20 protein-coding genes are annotated in these 20,798 nt (G+C 48.6%); all 20 read left to right on the forward strand.

Going from position 1 to position 20,798, the window contains the following annotated elements:
• Window positions 1–19 precede the first annotated feature (19 nt).
• The 20 genes from BT105_RS03015 (at window position 20) to BT105_RS03110 (ending at window position 20,556) form a co-directional block, all read left to right on the forward strand.
• On the forward strand, window positions 20–532 hold the full coding sequence (locus tag BT105_RS03015; protein ID WP_072299361.1) for a CYTH domain-containing protein: 513 nt from the start codon (window positions 20–22) through the stop codon (window positions 530–532).
• Window positions 533–537: 5 nt separating this feature from the next.
• Entirely contained in the window at window positions 538–1,506 is a 969-nt protein-coding gene (locus tag BT105_RS03020; protein WP_028516182.1) for a PhoH family protein, read from the forward strand.
• The gene (gene ybeY / locus BT105_RS03025; protein WP_072299362.1) at window positions 1,499–2,011 is read left to right on the forward strand and encodes an rRNA maturation RNase YbeY; all 513 of its coding nucleotides are present in this window, start codon (window positions 1,499–1,501) and stop codon (window positions 2,009–2,011) included. Before BT105_RS03020 ends, ybeY begins: the two co-directional genes overlap by 8 nt.
• Window positions 2,011–2,904: a GTPase Era gene (era, locus tag BT105_RS03030; RefSeq protein ID WP_072299363.1), complete on the forward strand. Its 894-nt coding sequence runs from the start codon at window positions 2,011–2,013 to the stop codon at window positions 2,902–2,904. Before ybeY ends, era begins: the two co-directional genes overlap by 1 nt.
• 166 nt (window positions 2,905–3,070) lie before the next feature.
• Window positions 3,071–3,814, forward strand: coding sequence for a DNA repair protein RecO (gene recO, locus BT105_RS03035; protein WP_072299364.1), 744 nt, complete (start codon window positions 3,071–3,073; stop codon window positions 3,812–3,814).
• A 135-nt stretch (window positions 3,815–3,949) separates the two neighbouring features.
• Window positions 3,950–5,857, forward strand: coding sequence for a substrate-binding and GGDEF domain-containing protein (locus BT105_RS03040; protein WP_072299365.1), 1,908 nt, complete (start codon window positions 3,950–3,952; stop codon window positions 5,855–5,857).
• 426 nt (window positions 5,858–6,283) lie between these two features.
• The gene (gene speD / locus BT105_RS03045) at window positions 6,284–7,054 is read left to right on the forward strand and encodes an adenosylmethionine decarboxylase (RefSeq protein WP_028516187.1); all 771 of its coding nucleotides are present in this window, start codon (window positions 6,284–6,286) and stop codon (window positions 7,052–7,054) included.
• Entirely contained in the window at window positions 7,047–8,498 is a 1,452-nt protein-coding gene (locus tag BT105_RS03050; RefSeq protein WP_072299366.1) for an aminotransferase class I/II-fold pyridoxal phosphate-dependent enzyme, read from the forward strand. The genes speD and BT105_RS03050 overlap by 8 nt, the downstream gene beginning before the upstream one ends.
• A 53-nt stretch (window positions 8,499–8,551) precedes the next feature.
• Window positions 8,552–9,049, forward strand: a complete 498-nt coding sequence (locus BT105_RS03055; RefSeq protein WP_081367777.1) for a hypothetical protein — start codon at window positions 8,552–8,554, stop codon at window positions 9,047–9,049.
• Window positions 9,050–9,215: 166 nt separating this feature from the next.
• On the forward strand, window positions 9,216–10,067 hold the full coding sequence (speE, locus tag BT105_RS03060) for a polyamine aminopropyltransferase (protein WP_024862200.1): 852 nt from the start codon (window positions 9,216–9,218) through the stop codon (window positions 10,065–10,067).
• A complete protein-coding gene (gene speB, locus BT105_RS03065; protein ID WP_072299368.1) occupies window positions 10,057–10,908 on the forward strand; it encodes an agmatinase in 852 nt (283 codons plus the stop codon). Before speE ends, speB begins: the two co-directional genes overlap by 11 nt.
• Window positions 10,909–10,930: 22 nt before the next feature.
• Complete coding sequence (locus BT105_RS03070; RefSeq protein ID WP_072299369.1) at window positions 10,931–11,530, forward strand: DUF3592 domain-containing protein; 600 nt, start codon at window positions 10,931–10,933, stop codon at window positions 11,528–11,530.
• Between the two features lie 29 nt (window positions 11,531–11,559).
• Window positions 11,560–12,162, forward strand: coding sequence for a DUF3592 domain-containing protein (locus tag BT105_RS03075; protein ID WP_177243916.1), 603 nt, complete (start codon window positions 11,560–11,562; stop codon window positions 12,160–12,162).
• A 26-nt stretch (window positions 12,163–12,188) separates the two neighbouring features.
• The gene (locus BT105_RS03080) at window positions 12,189–12,650 is read left to right on the forward strand and encodes a GNAT family N-acetyltransferase (protein ID WP_072299371.1); all 462 of its coding nucleotides are present in this window, start codon (window positions 12,189–12,191) and stop codon (window positions 12,648–12,650) included.
• A 22-nt stretch (window positions 12,651–12,672) separates the two neighbouring features.
• Window positions 12,673–13,875 carry a saccharopine dehydrogenase family protein gene (locus BT105_RS03085; RefSeq protein WP_072299372.1) on the forward strand — a complete coding sequence of 401 codons (1,203 nt, stop codon included), beginning with the start codon at window positions 12,673–12,675 and terminating at the stop codon, window positions 13,873–13,875.
• 1 nt (window position 13,876) lies between these two features.
• Window positions 13,877–14,365: a VanZ family protein gene (locus BT105_RS03090; RefSeq protein WP_072299373.1), complete on the forward strand. Its 489-nt coding sequence runs from the start codon at window positions 13,877–13,879 to the stop codon at window positions 14,363–14,365.
• Between the two features lie 32 nt (window positions 14,366–14,397).
• A complete protein-coding gene (locus BT105_RS03095; protein ID WP_347496853.1) occupies window positions 14,398–15,033 on the forward strand; it encodes a peptidylprolyl isomerase in 636 nt (211 codons plus the stop codon).
• A complete protein-coding gene (nspC, locus tag BT105_RS03100) occupies window positions 15,033–16,169 on the forward strand; it encodes a carboxynorspermidine decarboxylase (protein ID WP_072299719.1) in 1,137 nt (378 codons plus the stop codon). Before BT105_RS03095 ends, nspC begins: the two co-directional genes overlap by 1 nt.
• Window positions 16,169–16,741: a histidine phosphatase family protein gene (locus tag BT105_RS03105; protein ID WP_072299375.1), complete on the forward strand. Its 573-nt coding sequence runs from the start codon at window positions 16,169–16,171 to the stop codon at window positions 16,739–16,741. The genes nspC and BT105_RS03105 overlap by 1 nt, the downstream gene beginning before the upstream one ends.
• Before the next feature lie 380 nt (window positions 16,742–17,121).
• A complete protein-coding gene (locus BT105_RS03110; RefSeq protein ID WP_072299376.1) occupies window positions 17,122–20,556 on the forward strand; it encodes a pectinesterase family protein in 3,435 nt (1,144 codons plus the stop codon).
• Window positions 20,557–20,798 lie beyond the last annotated feature (242 nt).

Consider the following 20,798-nt stretch of genomic DNA (forward strand, 5'->3'; position numbering starts at 1 on the left):
ATCGTTTTGGAGTGCTTTTATGGGAAAGAATTATGAGATTGAGAGGAAGTTCCTCGTTGAATTCCCTGATGTTTCACTGCTGGATATAAAGCGAAGGATAGCTATAGTCCAGACCTATCTCAAAAGCGGCAGCAACGGCTCACAGCGCAGAGTAAGGTCCGTGGACGAGAACGGCAGTGTTAAATATACCTACACGGAAAAGATATTTCTTACTCATGTGACAAGAGAGGAAAACGAATCCGAGATAAGCGGCGAAATGTATCATCAGCTCCTTGCTGAGCGCCGCGGCGACTGTCCGCCTGTGGAAAAGGTGCGCTACTGCTTCGACTATGAGGGGCAGCTCTTTGAAATGGATAAATATCCCTTTTCGGATAAGCTGGCTATCATGGAGCTGGAGCTCAGCTCTCCCGAGCAGGCTATCGATTTCCCCGACAAGGTCAGAGTGATAAAGGAAGTATCCGATGATCCGCGCTACTCCAATGCGGCTCTTGCAGCAGCAGGAGCTTTTCCCGAACAGCAGATTGGAGAATAGATTCAATGTCGGAAAAATTTGTACCCGCTGACAGCCCCGAGCAGCTCTCTGCATTATTCGGACAGCTTGACGGCAATATCAGCGGTATCCAGAAGGATTTCAATGTCACCGTCGTAAGCAGGGACGGGGGCATTAAAATAATCGGCGACGGCGATACCGAGGGCGCTGAAAAGGCTCTGAAGGCTCTTATGAAAATGGCGAGCAGCGGCAATTCTGTCAACGAGCAGACCGTCCGCTACGTCACATCTATGGTGGCTGACGGAGTCGAGCAGGAGCTTCAGGAGCTCGGAGGCGACGGCATATGCATGACCGCCTCGGGAAAGATACTCCGTCCGCGAACCGTCGGTCAGAAACGCTATACCGACGCTATAAAAAATAATACCATAGTTCTGGGAATAGGTCCTGCGGGTACTGGCAAGACCTATCTTGCAGTTGCTATGGCTGTAAAGGCGTTCCGCGAGCACAAGATAAAAAAGATAATCCTTACCCGTCCTGCCGTTGAAGCAGGAGAGAAGCTGGGATTCCTCCCGGGCGACTTGCAGGATAAGGTGGATCCTTATCTCCGTCCGCTCTACGACGCGCTTTTCGATATGTTCGGAGCAGAGAGCTTTGCCCGTTACATGGAAAAGGGGATAATCGAGGTGGCTCCGCTGGCTTATATGCGCGGACGTACTCTCGACGAAGCTTTTATTATACTCGACGAGGCTCAGAATACCACCTCCGAGCAGATCAAGATGTTTCTCACAAGACTGGGAAACGAGAGCAGAATGGTCATCACAGGCGATATCACGCAGATAGACCTGCCCGATACCAAGAAATCGGGACTTGTGGAAGCCATTAAGGTGCTCAAGGGTATAGATGATATCGAGATACACCGCTTTACCGAGAAAGACGTTGTACGACACAGATTAGTACAGGATATCATCAAGGCTTATGAAAAATACAATGAAGGGAGAAAGAATTATCATGGCTAAGTTAAAAGTTTATGTAAAGAACAATCAGACAGAGGTGAAGGTACCTGTAGGTATCAGACTCCTTATCAGAAGATGCTGTCAGGCAGTACTCACTACGGAGAATTTCGGAAAGGACGCAGAGGTAAGCGTTTCATTCGTAAGCAACAATGAGATAAAGAATCTCAATAAGATATACAGAAACAAGGACGCTGTAACAGACGTTCTTTCGTTCCCGCTCACAAGCGAGGACGGCACTGTTGAGATAAATCCCGAGACAGGTGCAGTTCAGCTTGGCGACGTTGTTATCTCACTGGAGACAGCAGTAAAGCAGGCTCAGAACTTCGGTCACTCACTGGAGAGAGAGGTGGGCTTCCTTACTGTTCATTCAATGCTCCACCTGCTGGGCTACGACCACGAGACAAGTCAGCTCGACCAGCGTATCATGCGCGAAAAGGAAGAGTCTGTCCTTGAAAAGCTTGGTATCTCAAGAGACGCAACATTCATTATGAACGGAGAAAACAACTGATGTCAAGAACGGCTTTCGTTACTATCGCAGGACGTACAAATGCAGGAAAATCCTCGCTCCTTAACGCTATCGTGGGCGAGAAGATAGCTTCTGTCAGCAATAAGCCACAGACTACACGTACCCGTATCACGGGCATACGCAATATAGACGACGTTCAGCTGGTATTCTTCGATACCCCCGGATTACATAAGCCCGTGAACAAGCTCAGCGAGCATATGCTCAATACCGTCAAGGAGTCCGTCAGCGACATCGACGCGGTAGTGTTCGTCATGGACTGCACCAAGAAGATAAACGAGCAGGAACTGAACCTCCTCAGGTCTATGAACGACTCGAAAATGCCCGTAATCCTTGTGCTGAACAAGATCGACCTCCTTAAAAACAAGGACGAGCTTGCTCCCGTTATCGCTGACCTGACCTCGAAGATAAAGTTTCAGGCGGTAGTCCCCGTAAGCGTTACGGAGAACAGCGGCGTTGACATAGTTATCGACGAGATAATCGCTCTTTCGGAGGAGTCCGTACACTTCTTCCCCGAGGATATGATAACAGACCAGCCCGAAAAGGTGCTGGCAGCAGAGATGATACGCGAAAAGCTCCTTATGCTTCTCAGCGACGAGGTGCCTCACGGCATAGCTGTAGGCGTTGAGCAGATGACTGAGCGCGAGGACAAGGATATCCTCGATATATCCGCTGTTATCTACTGCGAGAAGGAGTCCCACAAGGGCATCATCATCGGCAAGGGCGGAGCTATGCTGAAAAAGGCTTCCACAGCCGCAAGGATAGAGCTGGAGGACTTCTTCCAGATAAAGGTCAACCTCAAGTGCTGGGTAAAGGTCAAGGAGGATTGGCGCAACAGGGAGAATCTCATCAGGAGCTTCGGACTTTCCGAGAAATAATTACCGCAAATAATAACAGGCTTTCCGCAGATGATATTTTCAGAGCTATGGCTCGTATCTTATCTGCGGAGGCTTTTTATGAATGAAGATATATTATGGGATAAGTTTGCCGAAACAGGCAGGATAGAGGACTATCTGCGGTATTCGGCTTGCAGGGAAGATAAACATGACTACTGTTGAAGGCATCGTCCTTAAAGAGCGTTCTGTGGGAGAACAGGACAAATTTATCGATATACTCACCAATGAGAGCGGAGTTATCGAGGTTTCCGTGAAAGGCGCAAGAAAGATAAACGGAAAATCGGGCAGCTCTACTCAGCTTCTGGCGTATTCACGGTTCTGCATAGACAAGAGGGGCAGCTATCTGTACCTCAACAGTGCAGAGCCGATACATATTTTTTACGGGCTTCGCGAGTCTCTTACCAAGATATCCCTTGCCTCTTATTTTGCGGAGGTGCTTCGCTTCTGCATAAGACCTGAGACTCAGAACGGGGATATACTGCGGCTCATGCTGAACTGTCTCCACTACCTTGAAAACGGCGAGCGTGACGAAGCCTTCCTCAAAGCCGTGTTCGAGCTCCGACTGATGTCCGAGACAGGCTATATGCCCGATATCGTGGCTTGCAGGGGCTGCGGCGTTTTTGAGCCCGAGGAGCTCTTTTTTTGTATCCGCGACGGGGGATTTTTCTGCGCAGACTGCTTCGAGAACGAGACTTCCGACGATTTCATGAAGATAAAACTGCCTGTACTCAGTGCTGTGCGGCATATAGTCCTTGCAGATATGGGCAGGCTTTTCAATTTTCGCGTGTCTGAGGGCACTCAGCAGAGACTTTCAGCGCTGGCGGAGTCCTATGCGCTGACTCATCTGGAGCGCAGCTTCGGGACGCTGGATTTCTACAGGTCGCTTCTCTGAAACGGCCTTTTTTGCTTACATGGTATATTTTTTTATATCCTTTAGCGCAAATAATAAAAAAGCTGTTGCATTATTATACTTTTTGATGTATAATTATTATGTCTGATTATATGCTTTTAGGGGGAGGTGTGCACTGTGAAAAAAAGAAAAACTATAGCTGTTATTGCTGCTGATGTATTCAACGACTACATGAACCGCATTTTTGTGGGTATTTCTGAGCAGTGCAAAGAGCTGGGCTACGATGTTCTGACCTTCCTCATGGCTTTCAATCTTGACAGCGGCAATCTCATTCAGCAGGGCGAGGAGAATATCTTCACTCTTGTTAAAAAGAATATCATAGACGGCGTTGTGCTCATGGCAGGTAATCTCGCCAGCCAGAACCTTATCGACAAGTTCGTGAAGGTGTTCTCTCACTGGGGCATACCTGTTGTGGCTCTTGACCACGACTTCGATTTCTGCGACAGCATTTACGCCGACGATACAAAGCTTTTCGAGCAGATGACCGACCATTTCATCGAGGTACACGGCTGCAGCAGGATAATGTGTCTTACAGGTCCCGAGGGCAGCAAGCCTGCGGAGACAAGACTTGCAGGCTATAAAAACTCTATGGAAAAGCACGGTCTGGAGATCGGCGAGGGAGACATAATCTACGGCGATTTCTGGAAGATAGTCTCACAGAGACTTGCCAAGGAGTTCATAGAGGGCAAAAGAGAGATGCCCGAAGCTGTTATATGCGCCAATGATACTATGGCAAGGTATCTTGCCAGCGCACTGGTCAAGGGCGGCAAAAATATCCCCGAGGATATAAGGATATCAGGCTATGACGGCAGCAATGACGCTATACTGAATATCCCGTCCATTTCAACGGTGCTCCCCGAAAACGAGCGCATGGGCGCAAGAGCGGTATGCATACTCCACAAGAAGATAAGCGGCATGAATGTTGAGCCTGTGGAGACTCTTGCTCACGGAAGACTGCTGTTTGCACGTTCCTGCGGCTGCGGCAGCGCTACATATCACAGCGTTTCTACCCGTGAGGAGTACCATAACCGTGTTGTAAGATACGAGAATTACTTCAAGAAGAGCGGTATGCTGGAAAGTCTTATGGAGGAGGAGAACCTTGACGGGCTCCTGCATAAGCTAAACGGCTTTGTTTACGCTATAAACGGTTTGGATACCTATATGCTCTGCCTCAATAAAAACTGGGACAACATTGAGGGCGACGAGGGTGACTACGTCCGCGAGGGCTATGCTGCCTTAATGGAAGCAAGAATGGTCTATACCAGAAAAAAGACTGAATTTACCAGCAGGAGCTTCCGTTCAAACGATATCCTGCCCCATTTTATCGACGAGTATTGCAGCGAGCCGTCTACCTATTTCCTGCTGCCCGTTCACTTCATGGACAGGTGCTTCGGATACTCGGTATTCAGGTTCAGCGATATACGCTGTGCGGCAAGCAATGTCTTTGCCATGTGGAACAGAAATATCAGCGTTGCGCTGGAGTTCCTCCGCGTCCGCACAAAGCTGCTCAGCATAAATCAGCGTATTTTCATGAGCTCTATCCGTGATACCCTTACGGGTATCTACAACCGCCACGGCTTTAACCGTATGGCGGAGGGAATATTCCGCAAGGCTTGTCAGGAGAAAAAACAGCTCTTCATTATCATCGCCGATCTTGACAGGCTCAAGATGATAAACGACAATTACGGTCATATAGAAGGAGACACAGCTATCACGGCTGTGGCGAATGCACTTAATACCTCCTGTGAGCTGAACGAGGTCTGCGCCCGTACAGGCGGCGACGAGTTCGCTATCATAGGCTGCGGAAACTACAGCCCCGATAAGATACAGGAGCATTACAGGTATATCTACGACTATCTTACAAGGTACAACGCTTCTGCGAAAAAAGGCTATACCGTTGGAGTTAGTCTCGGCTGCTTCTGCGAGGTGCCCGACGAGAACGAGCCCCTTGACAAGTATATCAAGATAGCAGATACCCGAATGTATGAAAATAAGGTAAAGCGCAAAAAGCTCCGAGAGGACTGAGGCTGCTGTGGGAACACGGCAGCTTTTTTTGTGCGTTTTGCCTTGATATAAAATATGTATTGCTATTGACAAAAAGGCTGAAATATGATAAAATAAACTGAATTGCAAAAGAAGCTTCGGTTTCAGCGCAAGACTATTGACCACTCCTTTCGGAGTCGAGGCCATACGGACAGCCGGGTCAAATGCCGAATGCCGAATTATCGGCTGGCAACTTTCTGTTGCCTTATTGATTCGACTGTGCGTCGATAAAGTTTTTATAAGTTCTCATCAGCTTGTGAAAGGTCAATAAGAGTAGTAAAAGGTAGTACTTGCTTGTATAGACTCTGAAACCGTATATGAAGTTTCTGCGTTTTCCGCATAATATTTCATGCACACAATGGCTGATAAGGTCTTTTGTGTGCATTTTTTGTTTAAAGGTGTGGTATTATGGAGAATAAACTGAAACTTTACGGATTCAATAACCTTACGAAGTCTTTGAGCTTCAATATATATGACGTCTGTTATGCCAAGACGGCACGCTCTCAGCAGGAGTACATCGCCTATGTTGACGAGCAGTACAACTCCGAGCGTATAACAGATATCATGACTCATCTTACCGAGATGATAGGAGCGCAGGTGCTCAGCGTTTCCCGTCAGGACTACGATCCTCAGGGCGCTTCTGCTACCTTCCTTATCGCCGACGATACTATGATACCCGCAGGGGGCACTGAAACTGTAGCTCACCTCGACAAGAGCCATGTTACCGTTCATACCTACCCCGAGTTCCACCCCGATACCTCTATCGCTACTTTCCGCGTGGATATCGACGTTGCTACCTGCGGCAAGATAACTCCGCTGACAGCTCTCGATTACCTTATCGGAAGCTTCGATTCGGATATCATCACCATGGACTACAGGGTAAGAGGCTTTACCCGTAATCTGGACGGCGAAAAGCTTTTTATCGACCACAATATCACTTCCATACAGGACTATATTGACTCAAAGATACTCGATAAATACGACGCTGTGGACATAAACGTATATCAGGCGAATATGTTCCACACAAAAATGCTCATAAAGGAGCTTGATTTGCAGAATTACCTGTTCAATACAGATGTGAACGAGCTTCCGCCAAGGCGCAGACTTGAGATAACAGACGCGCTGAAGCGGGAGATGATAGAAATTTTCAGCGGAAGGAACGTGTTCGGAAATGGCTGAGCTTTCCCAGACAAATGCGCCGATATATGAGGCGCTGAGAAAATTCCGCCGCATGAGAGTAGTGCCCTTTGATGTCCCCGGACATAAGCGCGGCAGAGGAAATATGGAGCTTACCGAGTTCCTCGGCGAGGACTGCATGAACGTTGACGTCAACTCCATGAAGCCCCTTGATAACCTCTGTCACCCCGTATCCGTCATCAAGGACGCGGAAATGCTGGCGGCTGAGGCTTTCGGCGCGGCTAACGCCTTTTTCATGGTGGGCGGAACTACTTCTGCGGTCCAGAGCATGATAATGTACGCCTGCAAGGAGGGCGACAAGATAATCATGCCCCGAAATGTCCACAGAAGCGCTATAAATGCGATGATACTCACAGGCGCTGTGCCTGTTTACGTAAATCCCGACGTCAATCATCAGCTTGGCATCGCGCTGGGTATGTCTGTTTCACAGGTGGAGCAGGCTATCCGCGACAATCCTGACGCCAAGGCTATAATGATAAACAATCCCACATACTACGGTATTTGCTCCGATTTGCAGAGAATAACCGACCTTGCCCATGAGCACGGTATGCTGGTGCTTGTTGACGAGGCTCACGGCACTCATTTCTACTTCGGAGAGAACTTCCCCATAACCGCTATGGCGGCAGGGGCAGACTGTGCTTCCGTAAGTATGCACAAGTCGGGCGGAAGTCTTACCCAGAGCTCATTCCTGCTCATGGGAAAGAACATCAACGCCGACTATATGCGTCAGGTGATAAATTTAACTCAGACTACCAGCGCTTCGTATCTGCTTCTGTCAAGTCTGGATATCTCACGAAAGAGACTTGCTCTCGGGGGGCGTGAGATTTTTGCACAGACTGTTGAAATGGCAGAATACGCCCGCTCGGAGATAAACGAGATAGGCGGATATTACGCCTATTCAAGAGAGCTCATCAACGGCGACAGTATCTATGACTTTGACGTGTCAAAGCTGAGTATCTATACTCTGCCCATAGGTCTTGCAGGTATCGAGGTCTATGACCTTCTCCGCGACGAGTACGACATACAGATAGAATTCGGCGATATCGGCAATGTTCTCGCTTACATTTCGGTAGGCGACAGAAAGCGTGATATCGAGCGCCTTATCAGTGCTCTTGCCGAGATAAAGCGCCGCTTCGGAAAGAGCAGCGCACATATGCTCACTCAGGAGTATATAAGTCCTGTAGTTACGGAAACTCCGCGAAAGGCGTTCTATGCGCCCAAGCGTTCACTGCCTCTTGAAGAAGCGGCAGGTCACATTTGCAGCGAGTTCGTAATGTGCTATCCGCCGGGCATACCAATACTTGCTCCGGGAGAGCTTATAACTCCCGAGATAATCGAGTATATCAGGTACGCCAAGGAAAAGGGCTGTCAGATGACAGGCACAGAGGATATAAATATCGAGAGACTTAACGTCCTTGATATATAAGTCGGCATAATAAAGGCGACATTTTTGTTATTTTTTTTTAGGGGGAAATGTATATGAAAAAAGTAGGTATCATCATGAGTGTGCTTATGGGAGTTACCATGAGCTTCTGCCTTTCGCTTACGAACTCTATTGTGTCAGCGGACAAATTCGATATGACGCAGTTCCTCATAAGCTTCGGTGCAAGTGCGGTGCTCAGCCTGATAATAGGCTTGATAGTGCCTATGAAAAAAGTTGAGGACGGAGCCTGCAAAGCCATGAAGCTGAGAGAGAACAGTGTTCCTGCAAAGCTTGTGTCTGCATTTATCTCGGATATCATCTACACTCCTATACTCACATTATCAATGATAATCATAGTACGCAAAATGGTCATGAAGATGAGCCACGGACACGCAGTGCTCCCATCCTTTGCGACAATGTTCATAAAGTCTTTTATACTCAGTCTGGCAGTTGCGTATATCATCATTCTTATCGTAACACCGATATTCCTGAAGCTTTCATTGAAGCTTGCAGGCGTTAATCCCGCAGGAGGTCCGCCTGCTGATAAAAAATAATTTGCGGAGCTAACTGTTTTTTTGATGTTAGCTTGTAGGGGCTGATGCCCACATCAGCCCGACTATATTCCGCAATTAAGCGGGGCGATGTGGGCATCGCCCCCTACATTTGGGAGTGATACCCATTTTGCAAAGCAAAATGATTATCACCGAACGGAGGTATTGTATGGAATTATGGTTCACGGAGAGACATACTCCTAACGTTAAATTTTCAATAAAGGTCGATCATCAGCTCTACAGCGGCAACAGCGAGTTCCAGCGTATCGACGTTTTCGACTCTAAGGAGTTCGGGCGGTTCCTCACTCTTGACGGCTACATGATGCTGACGGAGAAGGACGAGTTCATCTACCATGAGATGATAACTCATGTGCCTATGGCTGTACACCCGAATCCCAAGAATATACTTGTCATCGGCGCAGGCGACGGCGGCGTTGTCCGCGAGCTTACACGCTATGCCTCTGTTGAGAGCATAGACCTTGTGGAGATAGACGAGCTTGTTGTGGAGGTGTGCAAGAAGTACCTGCCCACTACAGCCTGCCGTTTCGACGATCCGAGAGTTCACGTATACTACGAGGACGGCGTGAAGTTTATCCGCCGCTGTACAGACCAGTATGACGTTATAATCGTGGATTCCACCGATCCTTTCGGTCCTGGCGAGGGACTCTTCACCAAGGAGTTCTACGGAAGCTGCTTCAAGGCGCTCCGCGATGACGGTATCATGGTAAATCAGCATGAGAGCCCGTTTTACGACGAGGACGCAGCCGCTATGCAGCGCTCGCACAAGCGCATAGTGGAGAGTTTCCCCATAAGCAAGGTATATCAGGCTCATATCCCGACCTATCCCTCGGGACACTGGCTTTTCGGATTTGCTTCAAAGAAATATCACCCCACTAACGACTATAACGGCACAAAATGGAGTATGCTCGGCATAAAGACGCGTTATTACAATCCAAGACTTCATACGGGAGCTTTTGCTCTCCCATGCTATGTAGAGGAGCTTCTCAGAGATGTTGAATAAGAATATACAGACCTTTATCGCCTGCGACAGCGAATATGAGGACGCTAAGATAGTCCTCTTCGGAGCAGGCTTCGACGGTACTACAAGCTTTCGTCCCGGTACGAGGTTCGCCCCCTCGGCTATCCGCAATGAGAGCTTCGGTATCGAGACCTACAGTCCTTACCAGAATAAGGACATGACCGACTACAGCTACTTCGACAGCGGAGACTTAGAGCTCCCATTCGGCAGTACAAAGCAGGCGGTTGCCGATATCACAGCACGCTCAGAGGAGATACTTTCCGACGGCAAGCTGCCATTTATGATAGGCGGCGAGCACCTTGTTACTCTCGGCTCGGTCAAGGCGGTCAATGACAAGTACGACGACCTTTATATCGTTCACTTTGACGCACACGCCGACCTCCGCGACGACTATCTCGGCCAGCAGATGTCCCATGCCTGTGTGCTGAGACGCTGCCACGAGCTTGTTGGTGACGGTCATATCTTCCAGTTCGGTATCCGCAGCGGCGACCGCGAGGAGTTTTACTTTGCGGACGAGCATACGGAAATGCATAAATTCAATTTCGACGGGCTTGAAGAGGTCGTTGAGAAGCTCAAGGGAAAGAACGTTTACTTCACCCTTGACCTTGACGTGCTTGATCCGTCCATATTCCCGGGCACGGGTACTCCCGAGGCAGGGGGCGTGACCTTCGAGGAACTTAGAAAGGCTGTGACGCTGGTTTGCAGCAGGCTCAACATCGTAGGCTGCGACGTAAACGAGCTCAGTCCCGTTTACGATCAGAGCGGCGTTTCCACAGCAGTTGCCTGCAAGATAATCAGGGAAATGCTTCTGGCTCTTTCATAAAAAGTCTGTATGGGGGAATGATATGGACTATAATTTTAATAATGATAACAGGGACGACTTCACACTAAAACGTGAAGCCATGGTGGATAAGTTCCGCGAAAAGAATGATCTGGAAACCAGAGCACAGGAAAGCCTTAAAGCAAATAAAGCTTTTATGAAGCTCCGCATACGTATTTGTTTTCTTTTTATACTTGGCGGTCTGGCGTTCTTCATACTGGGAATGGTTCAGGTAGGTCTGCTTATCAAGTCTAAGCACGAATGCACAGTTCTTGTAAAGGGCAGGGTGTACTCATTCGATGTCAGCACTTCTATGTCTGACGAGGATTCGTCGCCGTCCTATGCGCCTGTGTTCAGCTATGAGTACAACGGCGAGGAGCTTTTCTATGAGGGTGATACCTACTCCGACAAGGGCAGGCTTTATGTGGGACAGGAGGTAGACGTTTACGTCGATCCCGACAAGCCCGATCATGTTTATGTGCCTGCTTACAAGGCAAAGAAAAGTGCCCCTATCGTTTTTATCATTATCGGACTGATTCTGTCAGTAGGACCTGTTGTGTACTCTATCAATGATTACAGAAGCGTCGAAAGATACTGGGAGAACGAAAAAAGCAAGGCGCTGTAAGCCGTAAGATGAATGATATCGAGGAAAATATGGATAATAATTCTTATAACGAACAAAAAAGCAGCAAAAATCCTGCTGGGATCATAATAATTGCTGCCGCAGTTGTGATTTTTCTTGTGGCTGTAGGCGGTATAATACCGTTCATAATGGCAAAAAATCTTGTAGGCGACGCAATAAGAAAGGACACTACTCAGTATAATGTCCCTATTACCGCGGTGATCACCGAAAACCGCGTCAGAGAAGCGGACGGCGGCAACAGCATTGCCGACACCAAAACGGGCAAGGTCTATACTCCCGTTTATGAGTACGAGTACAGGGGCAAGACCTACAGCGTGGCAGGCAGTGTAGCTTCAAGTGAGAAGAAATACGAGGTGGGACAAAAGGTGGACGTTCTTATCTCGGACGCTAACCCGGGTAAAATGTACGATCCCGAGTATAATCCCACCAAGATAATAGACGACTTCGGGCACAAGATATCGGGTACGTTTATTCTTATACTTGTTGTACCGATAATAATACTGGCGGTGCTGACGGCTTTTGTTATCATAATAATTCTCCGTGCTTCAAAGAAGAACAAGGCAAATAATGACGAAGAAAACGATTATGATCCCAATGACGACTACAGAGGATAAACGCAATAAGAAAGGCAGGATATGACATGAACATTTTCAGAGCAAAGAATGTTTCGGGACTTGCCGAGATACGCATGAAGTATCTCCGCGAGGATTTCCCTGATATGACCACTGCGCAGGCGGCCCAGATAAAGGCTAAGCTGCCGCGGTATTACTCAGACCACCTCAACTGCGACCTCTTTGCATATCTTGCAGAGGAGGGCGGAAAGATAGTGGGTTCGGCTTTCCTTACGGTAAGGGAGCTTCCGCCCAATCCAAATTTCCCCAACGGACGTGTGGGAACGGTGCTGAACGTATTTACCGAGGCGAGCCACAGGCGACAGGGTATAGCTACGGCTCTCATGGAGCTCCTCATATCAGACGCAAAGGTAATGGAGCTTGACTATATCGAGCTTAAAGCTTCTGAGGACGGCTTCAAGCTTTACAAGCAAATGGGCTTTGAGGTAGAAAACACAGGCTTTACAAATATGAAGCTGAAAATAAGATAATAAACGCAAAGGAGTATTAAAAATGGGAAAATGTATGATAATCGGCTGCGGCGGTGTTGCGTCCGTAGCTATCCACAAGTGCTGCCAGAACAGCGAGGTTTTTGAGGGCATTATGATAGCAAGCCGTACCAAGTCAAAGTGCGACGCGCTGAAGGAAAAGCTCCAGCCTACAACAAAGACTGTTATCGAGACCGCACAGGTAAACGCTGATAACGTTGACGAGCTTGTTGCTCTTATCAACAGCTACAAGCCTGACGTAGTGCTTAACCTTGCTCTCCCTTATCAGGATCTCACTATCATGGACGCTTGTCTCGCTACAAAGACTCATTACGTTGATACTGCAAACTATGAGCCTCTTGATACTGCTAAATTTGAGTACAAGTGGCAGTGGGCTTACCGCGAGAGATTTGAAAAGGCCGGTATCACAGCCCTCCTCGGAAGCGGCTTCGATCCCGGCGTTACAGGAGTATTCTCCGCTTACGCTATGAAGCATGAGTTTGACGAGATAAACTACATCGACATTCTCGACTGCAACGGCGGCGACCACGGCTATCCCTTCGCTACAAACTTCAACCCCGAGATAAATATCCGCGAGGTTTCCGCTAAGGGAAGCTACATCGAGGACGGCAAGTGGGTAGAGACAGAGCCTATGGAGATAAAGAGAGTTTACAACTTCAAGGGCGTGGGCGAAAAGGATATGTATCTTCTCCACCACGAGGAGCTTGAGTCACTTGCTCTCAATATCAAGGGCATCAAGCGTATCCGCTTCTTCATGACATTCGGTCAGAGCTACCTCACACACCTCAAGTGTCTCGAAAACGTAGGTATGACATCTATCGAGCCTATCATGTACGAGGGCAAGGAGATAGTACCTCTCCAGTTCCTCAAGGCTGTACTGCCCGATCCTGCGTCACTCGGTCCGAGAACAGTGGGCAAGACTAATATCGGCTGTATCTTCCGCGGCAAAAAGGACGGCAAGGACAAGAATTACTACCTCTACAATATCTGCGATCATCAGGAGTGCTACAAGGAAGTGGGCTCACAGGCTATTTCCTATACAACAGGCGTTCCTGCTATGATAGGTGCTATGATGATAATGACAGGCACATGGAAGAAGGCTGGCGTTTACAACATCGAGGAATTTGATCCCGATCCGTTCATGGAGGCTCTCAACAAGTGGGGACTCCCATGGGAAGAGGACTTCAATCCTACTCTTGTTGACTGATTTGAGAATAAAAAGGATCATCGTCTTTACGCTTTTTGCAGTATATATCATATGTGCAGTATATATGCTGTTCTTTATGAGGGAAAGCCTGCTGGGGAGGTGCTCCTATGGGGAATACTTCCGAGAGAACACAAACTTCGTACCGTTCCGCACGGTCATTGAGTTTGCAGGCTATATCCGCGATGACGACACGGTGTACGGGGATATCTCTTTTGAGAATATCTTAGGTAATGTCATTGCGCTTATGCCTATAGGCTTTTTCTTCCCTGCAATATGGAAAAAACAGCGCCGCTTCGTTAGCTTTCTGCTGACGGCTTCGGCGGTGATAATCGGCGTGGAGACAATACAGTTCATTGCAATGTGCGGCGCCTGCGATATCGACGACTTTATACTGAATCTCACAGGCGCAGTCATGGGCTTTGGCTTTACAAGGCTCAATATAGTGAAAAGACTGATGTTTATCGACGTCAGCTTAAAAAAAGGAGAATAGAAATGTCACATTTCAGAAATTTCAAGAAGATAATGGCTGTTGCCGCAGCAACAACTATGCTCATGCTCACAGGCTGCGGAAAGAGCATTTCCACCTCTGACGTAAACGATACGCCTCCCACAACTAATTCAAATCAGTCGGGAAACATTATCGTTCTTACACTTCACCCCGACGCAGCGCCTATTACCTGCGAAAACTTTGAAAAGCTGGTAAACGAGGGCTTCTACAACGGACTTACCTTCCACCGTGTAGTTGACGAGTTCATGGCTCAGGGCGGCGATCCCAAGGGCGACGGCACAGGCGGCAGCTCTGATACTATCAAGGGCGAATTTGCTGCAAACGGCGTTAATAATCCGCTTTCACATCAGCGCGGAGTCGTTTCAATGGCTCGCAGCATGGATTACGACAGCGCTTCAAGCCAGTTCTTCATCTGCTATACAGGCAATTATGCTTCGTCTCTGGACGGTCAGTACGCTGCTTTCGCAAACGTTACCGAGGGCATGGAGGTCGTTGACGACTTCATGAAGGTTGAGCGCGATCTTAACTCTATGGGCGAAATGGCTTCACCGAAAACTCCTATAAAAATGGAGAAGGTAGAGATGATAGCTCCCGATGAGAACGGCGCTCCGAGAGTAATGATAACCATGAACGACTTTATCCAGAAATGATGAAGTATAATTTCGATGTAAATAAAGTGCCGACTCCCTGCTATATAGCAGACGAGTCGGCGCTTATCCGTAATCTGGAGATACTCCGCGGTGTTTCCGAGAGAACAGGCGCGAAGATACTCCTTGCACAGAAGGCATTTTCCTGTTACCATCTCTATCCAATGATAGGGGAGTACCTTGCAGGCACGGCTTGCAGCGGACTTTTCGAGGCAAAGCTGGGCTATGAGGAAATGGGTAAGGAAAATCACGTTTTTTCCGCAGCCTACCGCGAAAGCGAGATAGACGAGATAATCTCATACTGCGGACATATCATATTCAATTCGTTCACGCAGCTCGACAGATACCGTGACCGCGTTCTTGCGGCAGGCAAGAAGATAGGACTGCGCATAAATCCCGAGCATTCCACACAGGAGGGACACGAGATATACGATCCCTGCTCGCCTAAGTCAAGGCTCGGCATTACACGCAGGAACTTCCGTGATGATGACCTCCGCGGCGTAACGGGACTGCACTTCCATACTCTCTGCGAGCAGAATTCCGACGATCTTGAGACTACTTTAGACGCAATTGAGGAAAAGTTCGGGGACATACTGCACAAAATGGAGTGGATAAACTTCGGCGGCGGTCACCACATCACCCGTGAGGACTACGACATACCGCGTCTGGAGCGCTGCATACGCCGTATGCAGGAGAAGTACGGACTTGAGGTCTTTCTCGAACCAGGTGAAGCTATCGCTCTCAATGCAGGCTGGCTGGTGACGGAGGTCCTCGACCTTACGGAGAACGATATGCCAATCGCTATCCTTGACACCTCGGCTGCCTGCCATATGCCCGATGTACTGGAAATGCCCTACCGTCCGCCTCTTGTGGGTTCGGGAGAAAAGGGCGAGAAAAAGTACAGCTATCGCCTTGGCTCTCAGACCTGCCTTGCAGGTGACGTCATCGGGGAGTACTCCTTCGACGAGCCGCTGAAGATAGGCGACAGGCTTGTATTCGGCGATATGGCAATATACTCAATGGTCAAGAACAATACCTTCAACGGTATGCCCCTGCCGCATATCCTGCTTCTGAAAAAGGACGGCAGCTTCGAGACTCTGCGCAGCTTCGGCTACGACGACTTCAAGGAGAGACTGTGATGACGAATATTTACTTTGTGCGCCATGCACTGCCCGATTATTCATGCAGGGACGCGGCGCTGAGACCGCTCACTGATGAGGGCATGAGGGATACCGCCGAGGTAGTCCGCGCAATGAAGGATATACACCTTGACTATGCAGTATCCAGTCCCTATAAGCGCAGCTATGACACCATAAAGGCGGCGGCTGACGACCATGGGCTGAAAATAGAGCTTGACGACCGCCTCCACGAGCGTATCAGCGGCGAAAACGGCAACAACCGCGAGATGTTCCAAAGGCGCTGGAGCGATTTCAGCTTCTGCGAGGAGGGCGGCGAGAGCCTTGGCTCGGTGACCGAGCGCAATATGGCGGCTGTCCACGATATGCTCCGTGCTCATGAGGGGGAGAATATCATGGTGGGAACTCACGGAACAGCCCTGAGTACCATACTCAATTACTATGACAGCACCTTCGGCGTTGAGGGCTTTCTGCGTATCATCAACTATATGCCATATATAATCAGGCTTGGCTTTGATGGCATGAAGCTTGTTGAAAAAGAGGAGATTCTTATCGTAGATAAGCCTTTCGATTGAGAACTAAGAGCTAAGAACTAAGAACTAAGATTGTAGGGGCGGCGGAACGCCGCCCCTACAAAATACGTCTGCGTTAGCGGAAATATTAATTATGAATCAAAAAAGGACTCGATAGAGTCCTTTTTTCTTATATCTCCCGAATTACAGCCGTTTATACGTTAAAACTGCCAAATAGCGGAAGAAGATATTGTATAAATAGACAAAGCTGATTTAACTTTTTATGATTTTATTTACAACTCTTACTGCTTGTGTTATAATTATGATATATAGGTGTATATTCCGAAGCTCTGCTTTCCCTGTGCTCAGCTCCCGATATCACCGCATTTGTGACATTTCCGCTTTAGGCAGCGGAGGTCATCGTTAGAAAAGGAGTAAAAACTATGGCTACAAAATCAAGAAAGCTGGCTTTGCAGCTTTTTGCCTTTGCAGTATCCATTGTCATGTTGCTGGCAGCGTTCGCGGCAGTTCCGCCTGTCAGCGTTCATGCGGCAGGCACTGACCTGTACGTGGGCTACTCAGGCAGAAACAACAACTTCTCAACAGTGCAGGCGGCTGTTGACAAGGCTGCAAGCCTCAATCCCTCATCAGAGGCAAACCGCGTGACGATACACATAGCTCCCGGTACATACCGTCAGCAGGTCATCGTCCAGACGCCTTACATCACATTCATAAACGACGAGCCCCAGAAGGGCAGCGCAATTCTCACATGGTACTACGGAATCGGCTATAAGTACTACAGCGCAAACTCCAAGGGCTATTACGACGCTAATCTTGCTAACTCCAAAAGCGGCAAGAACGTTTCAAACTATCGCTGGGGCGCTACAGTTCAGCTATGGCCAAAGGCTACAAACTTCAAGGCTAAGAACATCGTTTTCGAGAACTCATTCAACCGCTACCTCACACAGGAGGAGCTTGCAGACGGCGTTGAGTGTACAAACGAGACATTAAAGGTACAGCGCTACAACGGCGTTGACGTAAAGTCAAAGGCTTATACCGAGCGTGCGGCTGCTCTCTCAGTTGATACAGGCTATGCGGAGTTCCTCAACTGTCAGTTCCTGTCAAGTCAGGATACTCTCTACACAGGCGGCTCTCCTCAGTACTACAAGAACTGCCTTATCGAGGGACAGACAGACTATATCTTCGGCGGAAGCAACGCTGTTTTCGACAGCTGCGAGCTTCGCTGGAAGGGCTACAGCAGCGGTTCAGTAGGCGGTTACATCACAGCAGCAAGAGAACAGGGAAGTCCTTACACAGGATATCTCTTCAAGGACTGTAAGGTAACAGCAAACAGCGGTCTCACAGTAACAGCAGGTTATCTGGGCAGACCGTGGGGACAGACTGCAAAGGTGCTCTTTGTAAATACTACTCTCCAGAACGGCAATATGATAACAGCGGCAGGTTGGACTTCGATGAGCGGCGTACAGCCCGAGAGCGTCAGCGGCTTCAAGGAGAACGGCACCAAGCTCTCCAACGGTCAGCGTGTTGACCTTTCACAGAGAAAGGGACATACCGTTTCTGATAACGATGCGGCAAATATCAATATCAAGAATTACATGAACAACTGGACACCGTCGTTCCTCAACGGCGATTCCGGCAGCTCAGGCAATAACGACCAGCCTTCATCAGGCAATATTGAGGGCGCTGTCAAGACCTGCGGCGGCTGGTTCGAGGAAGCCTACGTTGAGTGGGACAGCTCAAAGCTTGGCAATAATATCAAGGTTAGCTATGCACCTTCAGGCAGCACAAGCTTCACAGCTGTTGATTCACAGCTTATCAGAAACTCAAGAGTTGATATAGTAGGACTTAAGGGCAATACAGAGTATACTGTGAACGTACAGGGTTCAAACGGCTCTGCAAGCTGCAAGTTAAAGACTATGGCTTTTGACCGCAGCGGCTATGCGCACTTCAACGCATCAGAGGCTGTCGGCGCTTACAATAACGACGGTACTCTGAAATCAGGGGTTACTGTCATCTATGTGAACAACTCAAACAAGGACAGCATTACCTACGGCGGTCAGACAGGTCTTTACAACATCTTCTACAGCGGAAAGCCTAAGAACGTTGTATTCAGACTTATTGGCAGCATTGATGTGCCAAAGGGTGCAAAGGCTAACGACGGTCAGCAGAACGACGGCTCAAATATGCTGTATCTCCAGAACGCTGAAAACGTTACTATCGAGGGTATCGGCTATGACGCAGCACTCAATCAGTGGGGCTTTGAGATGAAGCGCTCAAAGAGCTGCGAGGTCCGCAACCTGTGGCTGGGCAAGTACCCTGATGACGGCGTATCCATGACAGGCTCTGCCGACAACAAGTCAAATCATATGTGGGTACATAACTGCACCATAGAAAAGGGCTATAATGCTTATGCAGGCAACGGTATAGTAGATGCCGACAAGGCAGACGGCGACGGTTCACTGGACATAAAGTGGAGTGAGTATATAACAGTTTCATATAATCTGTTCAAGGATGGTCACAAGACCTCACTTGTAGGCGGCGGAACCAATCATGAGCAGGACTGGATAACCTATCACCACAACTGGTTCAACAATACCGAGTCACGTAATCCCCGTGCGAGAAACGCACATATCCACAGCTACAACAACTACTTCTACAATAACAAGCAGTACGGTATCGGAGCTTCCTACAACTCAAAGGTATTCTCTGAGGCTAACTACTACGAAAAGACAAATCTTCCTCTTGATGCTGAGAATATGGGAAATGACGCATATTCGGGAACTATCAAGTCCTACGGCGACAAGTTCGACAGCTGCAATATGGGCAGCGGACTTGCTTATCAGATAGTTAATTCAAGAAACGACAAGGCTTATATCAACAACCTCAAGGGCGGCGGACAGGGCTATGATAACTTCGACACTGATTCATCGAAGATTTACAGCGGCTACAAGGTACAGTCCGCAGATGCTGCTAAAAACGAGGTCATGGCTTACGCAGGAAGAATGCAGAACAAGACCTACAATGCAGGTACAGTTACAGACGGCAGCGGCACAGTTGTTATCGACGAGCCTGTAAAAAGCGCTCTTATCTCGAAATTTGAGGTCAAGGACGCAAGCTACGGCGCACAGTGGTCTATCGCTGAGACATTTGCAGTAGGCGACAAGGCGTTCGGCGACCGCGAGCACGTTATCGCTTCTGTTCCGAACAGCATAAGCGGCGGTGAGCATATCATCACAGCCTGCAATTCAAAGAACACAGATTCAGACCTTGCAGTTATAACAGCTGCAAAGGACATCACAGTGTTTGTCTGCATGGACGAGAGAGTAACAACTGTTCCGTCATGGCTTGGAAGCTTCAATAAGAACGGCGAAATAGTTGAGGTCAATGACACCGAGGCAATAAGACCATTTGACGTTTACGCTAAGGAGATCAAGGCAGGCGAAACTCTTACCCTTGGTACAAACGGCATGAGCGGTGCCTGCATGAACTACATTGCATTCGTCAAGGAGACTCCCGTAGTTACAACTACAACTACTACCACGACGACCACCACTACAACAACGACAACAACCACTACTGAGTCCACAACTACTACGACTACAACACAGCCTGTACCACAGGGACTTCCGGGCGACGCAAACTGCGACAATACAGTTGACCTGTCAGACGCAGTTCTCATCATGCAGGCTCTGGCTAATCCGAATAAATACGGAATCAACGGAACAGACGACCACCACCTCACAGAGCAGGGCTCTGCAAACGGTGATGTAGAGGGCAGAAACGGAATCACCTCCAATGACGCCCTTGCGATACAGCGCTATCTGCTCCACCTTATAACAACACTTCCGATAGACTAAATAATAAAGCCCGAGTTTAAAACTCGGGCTTTTAGCTTCTCGGAAAAGTGGCTTCCCCATGAAATGGATTCCAAAGGGACTGTGTTCCTTTGGTCGGGTCAAGGGTTACTCCCCACGGTGTGGGGAGATGCCGCAAAGCGACAAAGGGGACGGACCCGATTAGGGGGAAAGCCCTTGCGGGTTTGGGCAGAGCCCAAGAATCGAAGGCGCTTCGCAAGGCGTCCCTTTAATAAATTATGCTT

The organism is Ruminococcus flavefaciens (assembly GCF_900119075.1).
Classification (GTDB): domain Bacteria; phylum Bacillota; class Clostridia; order Oscillospirales; family Ruminococcaceae; genus Ruminococcus; species Ruminococcus flavefaciens_Q.

Coding starts and splice junctions, on each gene's coding strand:
- BT105_RS03110 (WP_072299376.1), top strand. CDS start 17,122: ATGGCTACAAAATCAAGAAAGCTGGCTTTGCAGCTTTTTGCCTTTGCA.
- BT105_RS03085 (WP_072299372.1), top strand. CDS start 12,673: ATGGGAAAATGTATGATAATCGGCTGCGGCGGTGTTGCGTCCGTAGCT.
- era (WP_072299363.1), top strand. CDS start 2,011: ATGTCAAGAACGGCTTTCGTTACTATCGCAGGACGTACAAATGCAGGA.
- recO (WP_072299364.1), top strand. CDS start 3,071: ATGACTACTGTTGAAGGCATCGTCCTTAAAGAGCGTTCTGTGGGAGAA.
- speB (WP_072299368.1), top strand. CDS start 10,057: ATGTTGAATAAGAATATACAGACCTTTATCGCCTGCGACAGCGAATAT.
- BT105_RS03015 (WP_072299361.1), top strand. CDS start 20: ATGGGAAAGAATTATGAGATTGAGAGGAAGTTCCTCGTTGAATTCCCT.
- ybeY (WP_072299362.1), top strand. CDS start 1,499: ATGGCTAAGTTAAAAGTTTATGTAAAGAACAATCAGACAGAGGTGAAG.
- BT105_RS03075 (WP_177243916.1), top strand. CDS start 11,560: ATGGATAATAATTCTTATAACGAACAAAAAAGCAGCAAAAATCCTGCT.
- BT105_RS03070 (WP_072299369.1), top strand. CDS start 10,931: ATGGACTATAATTTTAATAATGATAACAGGGACGACTTCACACTAAAA.
- nspC (WP_072299719.1), top strand. CDS start 15,033: ATGAAGTATAATTTCGATGTAAATAAAGTGCCGACTCCCTGCTATATA.
- speD (WP_028516187.1), top strand. CDS start 6,284: ATGGAGAATAAACTGAAACTTTACGGATTCAATAACCTTACGAAGTCT.
- BT105_RS03055 (WP_081367777.1), top strand. CDS start 8,552: ATGAAAAAAGTAGGTATCATCATGAGTGTGCTTATGGGAGTTACCATG.
- BT105_RS03050 (WP_072299366.1), top strand. CDS start 7,047: ATGGCTGAGCTTTCCCAGACAAATGCGCCGATATATGAGGCGCTGAGA.
- BT105_RS03020 (WP_028516182.1), top strand. CDS start 538: ATGTCGGAAAAATTTGTACCCGCTGACAGCCCCGAGCAGCTCTCTGCA.
- BT105_RS03105 (WP_072299375.1), top strand. CDS start 16,169: ATGACGAATATTTACTTTGTGCGCCATGCACTGCCCGATTATTCATGC.
- speE (WP_024862200.1), top strand. CDS start 9,216: ATGGAATTATGGTTCACGGAGAGACATACTCCTAACGTTAAATTTTCA.
- BT105_RS03095 (WP_347496853.1), top strand. CDS start 14,398: ATGGCTGTTGCCGCAGCAACAACTATGCTCATGCTCACAGGCTGCGGA.
- BT105_RS03080 (WP_072299371.1), top strand. CDS start 12,189: ATGAACATTTTCAGAGCAAAGAATGTTTCGGGACTTGCCGAGATACGC.